Source organism: Pseudoalteromonas sp. JSTW, from assembly GCF_013423925.1.
Taxonomy (GTDB): Bacteria; Pseudomonadota; Gammaproteobacteria; order Enterobacterales; family Alteromonadaceae; genus Pseudoalteromonas; species Pseudoalteromonas lipolytica.
On record NZ_CP058972.1, the window covers coordinates 1,432,501 to 1,445,508 of the forward strand.

8 protein-coding genes and 2 rRNA genes (1 of these 10 only partly in view) are annotated in these 13,008 nt (G+C 43.5%); 9 read left to right on the plus strand and 1 reads right to left on the minus strand.

The window, feature by feature from the left end; translation table 11 throughout:
* From GZH31_RS06645 to ihfA, 7 genes are all read left to right on the plus strand, one after another.
* A 23S ribosomal RNA gene (locus tag GZH31_RS06645) occupies positions 1–2,526 on the plus strand (it extends 360 nt beyond the left edge of the window).
* A 188-nt stretch (positions 2,527–2,714) separates the two neighbouring features.
* Positions 2,715–2,829 (plus strand): 5S ribosomal RNA (gene rrf / locus GZH31_RS06650).
* A 702-nt stretch (positions 2,830–3,531) separates the two neighbouring features.
* Positions 3,532–4,587 (plus strand): DUF2066 domain-containing protein, encoded by a 1,056-nt coding sequence (locus tag GZH31_RS06655; RefSeq protein ID WP_036969039.1) that lies wholly within the window; start codon positions 3,532–3,534, stop codon positions 4,585–4,587.
* Complete coding sequence (gene hda / locus GZH31_RS06660; RefSeq protein ID WP_213019300.1) at positions 4,572–5,297, plus strand: DnaA regulatory inactivator Hda; 726 nt, start codon at positions 4,572–4,574, stop codon at positions 5,295–5,297. Before GZH31_RS06655 ends, hda begins: the two co-directional genes overlap by 16 nt.
* Before the next feature lie 75 nt (positions 5,298–5,372).
* Complete coding sequence (gene pheS / locus GZH31_RS06665; protein ID WP_180311505.1) at positions 5,373–6,353, plus strand: phenylalanine--tRNA ligase subunit alpha; 981 nt, start codon at positions 5,373–5,375, stop codon at positions 6,351–6,353.
* A 15-nt stretch (positions 6,354–6,368) separates the two neighbouring features.
* Positions 6,369–8,756: a phenylalanine--tRNA ligase subunit beta gene (pheT, locus tag GZH31_RS06670; protein WP_180311506.1), complete on the plus strand. Its 2,388-nt coding sequence runs from the start codon at positions 6,369–6,371 to the stop codon at positions 8,754–8,756.
* 2 nt (positions 8,757–8,758) lie between these two features.
* On the plus strand, positions 8,759–9,058 hold the full coding sequence (gene ihfA / locus GZH31_RS06675) for an integration host factor subunit alpha (RefSeq protein ID WP_036969033.1): 300 nt from the start codon (positions 8,759–8,761) through the stop codon (positions 9,056–9,058).
* Between the two features lie 31 nt (positions 9,059–9,089).
* On the opposite strand, the gene GZH31_RS06680 is transcribed toward ihfA, so the two are convergent.
* Positions 9,090–9,896, minus strand: a complete 807-nt coding sequence (locus tag GZH31_RS06680) for a DUF2989 domain-containing protein (RefSeq protein WP_036969031.1) — start codon at positions 9,894–9,896, stop codon at positions 9,090–9,092.
* A gap of 173 nt (positions 9,897–10,069) precedes the next feature.
* Between GZH31_RS06680 and GZH31_RS06685 the strand changes: the two genes are divergently transcribed.
* Positions 10,070–11,512: a glyceraldehyde-3-phosphate dehydrogenase gene (locus GZH31_RS06685; RefSeq protein ID WP_036969029.1), complete on the plus strand. Its 1,443-nt coding sequence runs from the start codon at positions 10,070–10,072 to the stop codon at positions 11,510–11,512.
* A 198-nt stretch (positions 11,513–11,710) separates the two neighbouring features.
* Positions 11,711–12,838, plus strand: coding sequence for a M14-type cytosolic carboxypeptidase (locus GZH31_RS06690; RefSeq protein ID WP_075593672.1), 1,128 nt, complete (start codon positions 11,711–11,713; stop codon positions 12,836–12,838).
* Positions 12,839–13,008: the final 170 nt, after the last annotated feature.

Below are 13,008 nucleotides of genomic sequence, written 5' to 3' on the forward strand. Positions count from 1 at the left end.
AGGTCGGAGCACGTGAAACTTTGACTGAATATAGGTGGACCATCATCTAAGGCTAAATACTCCCAACTGACCGATAGTGAACCAGTACCGTGAGGGAAAGGCGAAAAGAACCCCTGTGAGGGGAGTGAAATAGAACCTGAAACCGTGTACGTACAAGCAGTAGGAGCCCACTTGTTGGGTGACTGCGTACCTTTTGTATAATGGGTCAGCGACTTATATTTTGTAGCGAGGTTAACCGATTAGGGTAGCCGTAGGGAAACCGAGTCTTAACTGGGCGTTGAGTTGCAAGGTATAGACCCGAAACCCGGTGATCTAGCCATGGGCAGGTTGAAGGTTGAGTAACATCAACTGGAGGACCGAACCCACTAACGTTGAAAAGTTAGGGGATGACCTGTGGCTAGGAGTGAAAGGCTAATCAAACCGGGAGATAGCTGGTTCTCCCCGAAATCTATTTAGGTAGAGCCTCGGACGAATACTTACGGGGGTAGAGCACTGTTAAGGCTAGGGGGTCATCCCGACTTACCAACCCTTTGCAAACTCCGAATACCGTAAAGTACTATCCGGGAGACACACGGCGGGTGCTAACGTCCGTCGTGAAGAGGGAAACAACCCAGACCGCCAGCTAAGGTCCCAAAGTCATAGTTAAGTGGGAAACGATGTGGAAAGGCCCAGACAGCCAGGAGGTTGGCTTAGAAGCAGCCACCCTTTAAAGAAAGCGTAATAGCTCACTGGTCGAGTCGGTCTGCGCGGAAGATGTAACGGGGCTAAACTATGCACCGAAGCTGCGGATTCAAAATTTATTTTGAGTGGTAGGGGAGCGTTCTGTAAGCCGTTGAAGGTGACCCGGGAGGGTTGCTGGAGGTATCAGAAGTGCGAATGCTGACATGAGTAACGATAATGCGGGTGAAAAACCCGCACGCCGGAAGACCAAGGGTTCCTATCCCATGTTAATCAGGGTAGGGTAAGTCGACCCCTAAGGCGAGGCCGAAAGGCGTAGTCGATGGGAAACGGGTTAATATTCCCGTACTTGGTATAATTGCGATGGGGGGACGGAGCAGGCTAAGCAAGCATGGCGTTGGTTGTCCATGTGAAAGTGAGTAGGTTGAGAGTTTAGGAAAATCCGGACTCTTAAGACTGAGACACGAGACGAGCCACTAAGGTGGTGAAGTTGTTGATGCCATACTTCCAGGAAAAGCCTCTAAGCTTCAGATTATACCGAATCGTACCCCAAACCGACACAGGTGGTCAGGTAGAGAATACTAAGGCGCTTGAGAGAACTCGGGTGAAGGAACTAGGCAAAATCGTACCGTAACTTCGGGAGAAGGTACGCTCCGATTGGTGATGAGACTTGCTCTTTAAGCTGATTGGAGCCGCAGTGACCAGGTGGCTGGGACTGTTTATTAAAAACACAGCACTGTGCAAAATCGCAAGATGACGTATACGGTGTGACACCTGCCCGGTGCCGGAAGGTTAATTGATGGGGTTAGTTTTCGGACGAAGCTCTTGATCGAAGCCCCGGTAAACGGCGGCCGTAACTATAACGGTCCTAAGGTAGCGAAATTCCTTGTCGGGTAAGTTCCGACCTGCACGAATGGTGTAACCATGGCCACGCTGTCTCCACCCGAGACTCAGTGAAATTGAAATCGCAGTGAAGATGCTGTGTACCCGCGGCTAGACGGAAAGACCCCGTGAACCTTTACTACAGCTTGGCACTGAACATTGAACCTACATGTGTAGGATAGGTGGGAGGCTTTGAAGCAGAGACGCTAGTCTTTGTGGAGCCGTCCTTGAAATACCACCCTTGTAGTTTTGATGTTCTAACGTTGGCCCCTGATCGGGGTTACGGACAGTGCCTGGTGGGTAGTTTGACTGGGGCGGTCTCCTCCCAAAGAGTAACGGAGGAGTACGAAGGTTGGCTAAGTACGGTCGGACATCGTACGGTTAGTGTAATGGTAGAAGCCAGCTTAACTGCGAGACAGACACGTCGAGCAGGTACGAAAGTAGGTCATAGTGATCCGGTGGTTCTGAATGGAAGGGCCATCGCTCAACGGATAAAAGGTACTCCGGGGATAACAGGCTGATACCGCCCAAGAGTTCATATCGACGGCGGTGTTTGGCACCTCGATGTCGGCTCATCACATCCTGGGGCTGAAGTCGGTCCCAAGGGTATGGCTGTTCGCCATTTAAAGTGGTACGCGAGCTGGGTTTAGAACGTCGTGAGACAGTTCGGTCCCTATCTGCCGTGGGCGTTTGAGAATTGAGAGGGGTTGCTCCTAGTACGAGAGGACCGGAGTGAACGAACCGCTGGTGTTCGGGTTGTCATGCCAATGGCATTGCCCGGTAGCTACGTTCGGAACTGATAAGCGCTGAAAGCATCTAAGCGCGAAGCAGGCCTCGAGATGAGTTCTCACTAGACTTTTAAAGTCTCTGAAGGGCCGTTGAAGACTACAACGTTGATAGGCAGGATGTGGAAGTGGTGTGAGCCATTAAGCTAACCTGTACTAATTACCCGTGAGGCTTAACCATACAACGCCAAACGCGTTTTATGACAGCGTAACAGACAGAAGTTAGTATACTAAAGTAGATTTTACGATTATCAGATTTCCAGATTTTATGTAGGGTGAACCTCAGCGCTTAATGCGAAATCAGTTCACCTTGCGCAAAGGACTCGTAAGCGCGATGCGCTTTGTCGAGAATCCTTTCCACGCATTTTGCTTGGTGACAATAGCGTTTTGGACCCACCTGACTCCATGCCGAACTCAGTAGTGAAACGAAACAGCGCCGATGATAGTGTGGCATTTGCCATGTGAAAGTAGGACATCGCCAGGCTCCTAATTAAAGAAACCCGTTGCAGCAATGCAGCGGGTTTTTTGCGTTCAGGGCTAAATCGTCCAGCACTATGCCGAGATTGCATACAGAGATAAAAGGCGCATAAGCGCAAGGTGAAGAGACGTAGGAGGCACTTTAGTGCCGAAAGTGTCTGATATGCCCTTCATACAACACCCCTGACATTCACGGCTAAAGCCGTTCCCACGCTTTGTAATCAGATGTTTAATAACGATTCCCATGTTGTTTAATCATGATGACAAAAATGAAGGGGTTTATTGAATCACTCACTTTACGCTAAACTAATACCATTCCGCTTAAATATCTGATCTAATATAGGCTATATAAAATCACCGGTTAATAACATTGAACCAAAACATAGCTGAACAGCTTTTAGCGCTTTCGCGAAAAGAACCAAACGCACGAAAACGCATACGATTACTCGCAGTGTCATTATTTTATGGGAGTCCATAAATCTCCTACGGTGTTTAATCACGATGTATCGATCAAAGGGGAAGAGTGGGCTGAAATCTTTAAAGCTGTCTACTTCGCCTAGCGCTGATTCGTCCTTTATTAATGAGTCTTCTAACAGCGTTGTGCACGATGAATCACCTTATGATCAGCGACCGTTCAGTAAATTAACTTTGCTTTGTTTATGGCTTTGATTTAGGATCAAATGAGTTTAAAAGCAAGAACTAATAGCCAGTGTCTAGATTACTTATTTGTTTATTATTATTTTTTTCGAGTGCGTCAGTATTTGCAGTTGAAGTAACCAACTTATACCAAGATACCCTTAAAGTGGCTGATAAATCACGCGATGCTCGCCTAGCAGCAAGCCGTGAAGCGCTTCTGAATGTATTGGTTAAAGTGAGTGGCGACACGAGTGCGGATCAAAATCCAACCGCGAAAGAGCGCACGAAAGACATTTCAGATTACATGCTTAAATTCGAATACGACGAAAAAGCAGATGGCACTTTAAATCTCGTCGTAAAATTTGAAGCGAATAAAATCAATGCGTTAATTAAAGATTTAAATCTCCCACTTTGGGGGACTCGTCGTCCATTGGTGGCAATTTGGCTTGCAATTGAAGATAACTGGCGTCGCGAACTTGTGACACAAGAAAGTTACCCTCAGCTTGAACAGCTTATATATGATAAAGCAGGTCGCCGCGGTTTACCCGTTGTTGTGCCATTGCTTGATTTAGAAGATCGAGCCATTGTCGGTATACCAGAAGTATGGGGGAACTTTTCAGACCCTGTAGAGCGAGCTTCAAGTCGTTACAGTGCTGAAAGAAGTATTACTGCGCGCATGTATAAACAGCAGGATTCTGAAACGTGGGTGCTTGATTGGCGGTTTACCAATGATGAATTGTTTGAATCGAATCGCTTGGTGGGTGATAAGCAACAAATTGTGGCTGATATGGTAGATAGCCTAGCAGGCGGCTTAGCGCTTGAGTACGCCATTGATCCTACCATGATTGGGCAACTCGCAACCGCAACCTTTCATTTAAAAGGAATTACGAACTTTGTTGATATTGAGTTTGCAAAACGTCGCTTAGAAAGTTTAAGTGTTGTTACACAAGCACAAATTGCTGTTCGTACTCCTGACTCCGTACAATTTGTTGTGAACCACACTGGCAGTATGAATGATTTTAGAAAAGCACTAGAACTTGATAGTGCTTTTAAAGCCTACCAAAACCCAAGAGATTTTTATCAAGTCGTCAACAACGATGAACTAGAGTATCAATGGCAGGGGCTTTAACACTCGTGCAAGAACCTATGCAAATGGCATTGCCAGTAACGTTGCCTGATGATGAAACATTTACATCGTATTTTGGTGGTGAAAATTCGCTTGAAGTCAGCCACTTGAAAGATGCTTTTACTAAGTTAAATAGCAAGTTTCAATACACATATTTGTGCGGTTTAGGTGACTCAGGCAAGTCACACTTACTTTATGCAACCTGTATACACGCGCAAGAACTGGGTCTATCAACGATGTTGTTATCGATGCGAGAGGTCATTGATTTTGGTCCAGTTGTGCTCGAAGGATTAGAAACGCTCGATGTTCTATGTATTGATGACTTGCACCTTATTGCAGGGAATGATGCGTGGGAAAAAGGCCTTTTTAACTTTTTTAATCGCTTTAACGAGCCGAGCAAGTTTTTAGTGGTAACGGCTGATTTGCTACCAGACATGTTGCATATTAATTTGCCCGACTTGGAGTCGCGTTTAAAGTGGGGCACAACGTTGCAAATTCGTTCTATGAGCGATGATGATAAAGCAGAAGCGCTAGTACGTCGTGCTCATATGCGTGGCCTTGAATTAACCGATGAGTGTGCCCGCTTTTTATTAACCCGATTAAGTCGTGATATGCGAGCATTATTGGATGTATTGGACAAACTTGACCATGCATCGATGGCTGCACAAAGAAAATTAACTATTCCTTTCATAAAATCAACGTTAAAGCTTTAGTAGGGCTAGAATCTAGTCCTTGCTTTCAGTTATCATTAGCTATTACAAAATCCTCTGTGAAAAACCAGGTACTCAATGAACTTAGAAAATATTTTAGCGCAAGCACTTGAGGCTGTAGCCAGTGCGAGTGAAATCGCGCAATTAGAAGATATCAGGGTTAATTACCTTGGTAAAAAGGGTGAAATCACCAACTTACTTAAAACGCTTGGCAAGATTGCCCCTGAAGAGCGTAAAGAAGCGGGTCAAGTGATTAACCAAGCAAAACAAGAAGTACAAACAGCAATCAATGAAAAGCGTGAGTTACTAGCAAGTAAGGCTCTTGAAGAAAAGCTAGCCGCAGAAACGATCGACGTAACATTACCCGGTCGTGTCATGCCAACAGGTGGCTTACACCCAGTAACTCGTACAATTGAGCGAATTGAGAGCTTTTTCGGCGAATTAGGTTTTGCGGTTAAATCAGGCCCTGAAGTTGAAGACGATTTTCATAACTTCGACGCATTAAATATTCCTGAGCATCATCCAGCGCGTGCGGATCACGATACTTTCTATTTTAATCCTAAGCTTGTGCTACGTACGCAAACAAGTGGTGTGCAAATTCGTACTATGGAAACGGAACAGCCGCCATTGCGTATTATCTCTCCTGGTCGTGTATACCGTAACGATTATGACCAAACGCACACGCCGATGTTCCACCAAGTGGAAGGCTTGATGGTTGATACAGATGTTAGTTTCACAGAGTTAAAAGGTATTCTTCACGATTTTCTACGTAACTTCTTTGAAGAAGATATGGAAATTCGTTTCCGTCCATCTTACTTCCCATTTACTGAGCCATCAGCAGAGGTTGACGTAATGGGTAAAAACGGTAAATGGTTAGAAGTACTAGGTTGTGGCATTGTACACCCTAACGTTCTTAAATCAGTAGGTATCGATCCTGAAAAATACACCGGCTTTGCATTCGGTATGGGTGTAGAGCGCTTAACAATGTTACGTTATGGCGTAAATGACTTACGTGCATTTTTCGAAAACGATTTAAAATTCCTAAACCAGTTCCGTTAAGAGTGAAGAAATAAAATGAAATTTAGTGAAAAGTGGTTAAGAGAGTGGGTTAACCCAGCAATCGACACGCAGGCTCTTTCGGAACAGTTATCAATGGCTGGTCTTGAAGTGGATGGCGTGGAGCCCGCAGCGGCAGAATTTACCGGTGTTGTCGTTGGTGAAGTTGTTGAATGTGGTCAGCACCCAGATGCAGACAAACTACGTGTGACTAAAGTAAATGTTGGCGGTGATGAGCTTCTTGATATCGTGTGTGGTGCACCAAACTGCCGTCAAGGACTAAAAGTAGCTGTCGCCACGGTTGGTGCAGTTTTACCTGGCGACTTTAAAATTAAAAAAGCCAAGCTTCGTGGTCAACCCTCACATGGTATGCTGTGCGCATTCGTTGAATTAGGGATCAGCGAAGAAGGCGACGGCATCATGGAATTGCCAGCTGATGCACCAATCGGTAAAGATTTACGCGAGTATTTAAACCTAGATGACAACATCATTGATGTTGACCTCACACCAAACCGTGGTGACTGTTTAGGCATAAAAGGTCTTGCCCGTGAAGTGGGTGTTCTAAACAGTATTGATGTTAATACACTTGATATTGCGCCAGTTGCTGCAACGATCGACGACAAAGTTTCAATTGAACTTGTTAACGATGATGCCTGTCCTCGTTATTTAGGTCGTGTAATCAAGGGAATTAACTTAGATGCACAGACACCACTTTGGATGGTAGAAAAGCTGCGCCGCAGTGGTATTCGTTCAATCGACCCAGTGGTTGATGTAACAAACTACGTGTTATTAGAGCTTGGCCACCCAATGCACGCATTTGACTTAAATGCGATTGAAGGCGGCATTAAAGTTCGCAGCGCTCATGCGGGCGAAGAGTTAGTCCTTCTTGATGGCAACACAGCTAAACTGAATGAGTCTACGCTTGTTATTGCGGATCACAACAAAGCGCTTGCTATTGCAGGTATTTTTGGTGGCGAAAAGTCAGGTGTGACAGAATCAACCTCTGATATTTTATTAGAAAGTGCGTTTTTCAACCCAGTTGCTATTGCGGGCCAAGCACGTAGTTACGGTCTTCACACAGATGCATCACATCGCTATGAGCGCGGTGTTGACTTTGCCTTGCAAAAAGATGCAATGGAGCGTGCAACAGCACTGTTACTTGATATTGTAGGTGGCGAAGCAGGTCCAGTCGTTGAAGCGGTTGCAAATGATAAATTGCCAAAAGTAACTGAAGTGCGTTTACGCCGTGAGCGTTTAGACCGTGTCATTGGTTATCACATTGATGATGCAAAAGTTACTGATATCCTAACGCGTTTAGGCTTAGACGTGAAAATTGTCGATGGTGTATGGAGCGCTGATGTACCTAGTTACCGCTTTGATATCCGTATCGAAGAAGACTTAATTGAAGAAGTGGCGCGTGTGTTTGGTTATAACAGCATTCCAAATGTAGCGCCGACAGCTAAGCTAAAAATGACTAACCACAATGAATCACATGTTGCGGTTACTAAATTCCGTAATACTTTAGTGACACGTGGTTATCAAGAAGCGATAACATACAGCTTCGTAGACCCTAAAGCACAAGCAATTCTGCATCCGCAAAGTGATTCATTGATATTACCTCACCCAATTTCAGTTGAAATGTCAGCGATGCGTGTAAGCTTAATGCCTGGCTTGTTGGCATCATTGGTGTATAACCAAAATCGTCAGCAACCGCGTGTTCGTTTGTTTGAACATGGCTTAAAATTCTTACGTGACGAACAGGCCGAAAACGGGGTAAACCAAGTTGCGGTAATCGGTGGTGTGATTTCGGGTCTTGCTCACGGTGAACATTGGGTTCAAGAAAAGCGTCCTGTTGATTTTTATGACTTAAAGGGCGATGTTGAGGCACTTTTAGCTATTAGCAACGATATGTCACGTTTTGAGATAAAAGCAGAACAGTCAGATGGCTTACACCCTGGTCAATCTGCCGTTATTTATGCTGATGGTAAAAAGGTTGGTTTCTTTGGTGCGGTTCATCCACAAGTACAAAAGTCGCTAGATATCAATAACACAGCATTCGTGTTTGAAATTGAAATGTCGGCTCTTGAAAAAAGAAAATTACCTGAAGCAGTTGCAGTGTCGAAATTCCCGTCAAACCGCCGTGATATCGCGATTTTAGTGGAAGATCACGTGAAATCGGGTGATATTTTTAAGGTCATAGAAAAAGTTGGCGGAAATCAATTGGTTGACCTAAACTTATTCGATGTGTATAAGGGCAAAGGTATTGAGCCAAATTATAAGAGTTTGGCGATTGCTCTAACACTGCAAGCGGTTGATAGAACGCTCGAAGAGAAAGATATCAATCAAGTAGTTGATAATGTGGTGGCCGCATTGGCCGAACAATTTAACGCATCGTTGAGGGACTAGATATGGCGCTTACTAAAGCCGACATAGCTGAACACCTATTTGAAAAACTCGGGATCAATAAAAAAGATGCCAAAGATTTAGTTGAAGCGTTTTTTGAAGAAATCCGCTCAGCGCTAGAAAAAGGCGAGCAGGTTAAGCTCTCTGGATTTGGTAACTTTGATCTTCGAGATAAAAAAGAACGTCCAGGCCGTAATCCGAAAACAGGCGAAGACATCCCTATTTCGGCACGCCGAGTTGTGACCTTTAGACCAGGTCAGAAGCTTAAAACTCGTGTGGAAGTTGGTACAAGCAAATCAAAATAAGAAAAGGCAGCATTCGCTGCCTTTTTTATTTTTAAAAGCCTCGGGGCGAGACAAATTCGCCAGCTTGAATGCTGTCGTAAGTTTTTTGTGCGAGCTCATTGAGGCTGTCGAGACTTTTACCAGAAACGGTGAGCTTGTGCTCAATCGGCAAGATATCAACATTTTCAAACCCTGATAATTGTGCAACACGTGCAAATGTGTAAGCGTGCTTATATTTTTCGTGTTTGTAAAATAAGCTTACAAGTGTTGGATAAATTTCTGGGTTAGGTGTTTGACCCGCCTTATTTAGCTCTAATGTTTTGTAGAGCAGATCAATGGTTTTTTCATCGTCAAACTTGACATAGTAACTGGCTAAGAAAAATTGTATTTCTGCATTTTCTGTTACGCGTTTATCTTGTTTGTTCTCTAAAGCAAGTAATTTTGATAACGCTGATTGGTCGTTATTGCGTGACCAATGGTAATAGAGTAGCCCTGGATGATTGGTATCTTTAGTGTCTTGGAAGATACGTGTCATTTCTTTAATACTGGTTAAATGACCTTCCACACGAGATGTGGTTTTTTCTTTTAACTTAATATGCTCAATTTTTGCTGCCAAAGACACACATTGATTATATTTTTCAAAGTCTTTCAATAATTGATATTTGTTTTCGTCAGTGGGTGACTTATATTCAACATAACGTTGAATTATCACATCGGCACGTTGTTCTTTGCAGTGGCTATCTTTGTTTAGATCACTACAAAAACCCGGTGTTTCATCGCACACTTTAGCCAGTGTAAGCGGATCTTCACACCCTGTTAATGCCAATAAACCAAGCAAAACGCTTGCTCTTAGTAACATTCCTTAACCTCGAGTTAATAAATACGACTTTATTCTAGCGCAATGAATTGTTCTGTAACAGTGGAGAATCATTTGAGTTTAAATTAGAATACCCCTGCCTGAGATGTGTTGCTCTCAAATCACAGCATATTTTTAAGGCTATCCGTTCAAAATTGTTTAATTAGGTAAAAAAAATGACCTCATCTCACGAGTTAGAATACACAAACAGCTGGCAAGAACGCCAAGATTACGCAGAAAGCATGCAACCAATTATTGGTCGCCTATACCGTAACCGCGGTATCGAAATTGCTGTTTATGGCCGCCCGCTTGTTAATGCTAGCCCTATCGATATCATCAAAGCCCACAAAACTGTTGCTCAGTTTGAAGGCACTAAATTACGTTTGCGCGAGAGCTTCCCATTTTTAGAAGCCATCAGCAAAATGGATTTAAACTCAGCACGCATCGATATTGGTAAATTAGCATACGGTTATTTATATAACGATGCCGCTAAAGGCCGTTCTGTTGAAGAGTATTTAACTGAAGAGCTTGCTGAAATTGCGAATGCAGAGCGTAAAGAGCCACGTGACGTTGTTTTATATGGTTTTGGCCGAATTGGTCGTTTGTTAGCTCGTTTATTAATTGAAAAATCAGGTCCTTATGCAGACTTACGCTTACGCGCGATAGTTGTACGTGGCGGTAAAGACGGTGACCTTGAAAAGCGTGCAAGTTTATTGCGTCGTGACTCAATCCATGGTCCTTTCAATGGTTCTATTACGATTGATAAAGAGCGCAATGCAATTAAAGCGAACGGTAGCTACATCCAAGTTATCTATGCTAACTCACCTAACGAAATTGATTACACTGCATACGGTATCGACAACGCGCTTATCGTTGATAATACTGGTATCTGGAAAGACGAAGCAGGTCTTGGACTTCACCTAGAATCAAAAGGCGCTTCAAAAGTACTTTTAACTGCGCCTGCGAAAGGTAATATTAAAAATATCGTTTACGGTGTAAATAACAAAGATATCAAACCTGAAGATAAAATTGTCTGTGCAGCAAGCTGTACAACAAATGCAATCACACCAACGCTTAAAGCATTAAACGATAAGTTTGGTATTAAGAATGGCCACGTTGAAACGGTTCACTCTTATACAAATGACCAAAACTTAATCGACAACTACCACAGTGCTGAGCGTCGTGGTCGTGCTGCGGCACTTAACATGGTTATCACTTCGACAGGTGCAGCTAAAGCTGTATCAAAAGCATTACCTGAACTTGAAGGTAAACTGACGGGTAACGCTATCCGTGTACCTACACCTAACGTATCAATGGCTATCTTAAACCTTAACCTTGAAAAAGGCACAACCGTTGAAGAGTTAAATGCTTTCTTACGTGATACTGCGCTGCATTCAGATTTACGTGACCAAATCGATTACACTGCATCAACAGAAATCGTATCTACAGACTTAGTGGGCAGCCGCTATGCAGGTGTTGTAGATTCACAAGCGACGATTGTTGATGACAACCGTGTTGTACTTTACGTTTGGTACGATAACGAGTTTGGTTATAGCTGCCAAGTAGTACGTTGTATGCGTGATATGGCTGAAGTAACGTTCCCAAGCTTACCTCGCTAATACCTAACGTGATAAATTTAAAAGCCAGCATATTGCTGGCTTTTTTAGTCGTGAAAGTTTTTGCAAATTTTCTGCATGTGGTAGGCTGTATTTAGTCTGCTACATATTACTAACAAAACGTCCTAATCGGTGCGTTGACTTAATTCTTATCGAATGACTACGCCGTTAAGAATTATTTTTAAGCAATAGGTTTATAGAATGAAAATTACCAGCAATTTTGACAGTGGTAACATCAAGGTTATTGAAGCCGTTGACCCGCTGAATATTCAATTAGAAATCAATAAAGATAATCAGTCTGATTTTTTCCAGTGGTTTCACTTTCGTCTAGAAACAACCCCATTTCAAAACCACAAGTTACATATCAACAACTTAGAAAATTCAGCCTACCCAGATGGTTGGGAAGGTTACCATGCTGTTGCGTCTTACGACCGTCAAACGTGGTTCCGTGTCCCTTCAGAGTACGCAAATGGCACACTATCATTTGAAATGGAACCAGAGTGTGGCTGCGTGTATTTCGCGTATTTTGCGCCATACAGCTATGACCGTCATTTAGATTTATTAGCATGGGCACAAAGCCAGCACGCTTGTGAGCTTGAAACACTCGGCGAAACGTTAGATGGTCGTGACATGAGTGTGCTACGTGTTGGTATTCCAAGCAGTGATAAGAAAACAATTTGGATTACTGCACGCCAACACCCAGGCGAAACGATGGCTGAGTGGTACGTTGAAGGTTTACTACATAAATTACTTGATGATGAAGACCCACATGCCGCTGCACTTTTATCAAAAGCGGTGTTCTACATTGTGCCAAACATGAACCCAGATGGCAGCGTTCGTGGTCATCTGCGTACCAATGCTAAAGGCGTGAACTTAAATCGTGAATGGCAAACGCCAAGCCTGGAAAATAGCCCTGAAGTATTCTTAGTGCTAAATAAAATGCGTGAAACAGGCCTTGATATGCACCTAGATATTCATGGTGACGAAGCTATTCCATATAACTTTGTTGCGGGCAGCGAAGGCATTCCGGGATACGATGACCGCTTAAAAGAGCTTGAAGACAGCTTCAAAGCAGCGCTATTAACAGTGACACCTGAATTTCAAGATGAGCACGGTTATCCGAAAGATGAACCAGGCCAAGCGAACTTAACGGTTGGTTCTTCTGCAGTTGCTCATGAGTTTAATGCTTTGGCGTACACTGTTGAAATGCCATTTAAAGATAATAACGATTTACCAGATCCTGACTATGGCTGGTCAGATCGTCGCTCGTATCAATTTGGTCAAGATACACTAGCGGCCATTGTTAACGTTGTCGATAAATTACGATAACGAGTCTAATCCAAGGACGGGCATCAGCGAATACTGATGCCCGTCCTTGTTTCTGCTACATATCACGTAATTAGATTTGTTATATTGAAAATTAACTGTTAACAAGGTTGGTTGATTTAAGTTAATATTCAATACGTTTAGCTGAGAAGTAAATTAATCTTAGTATTTAT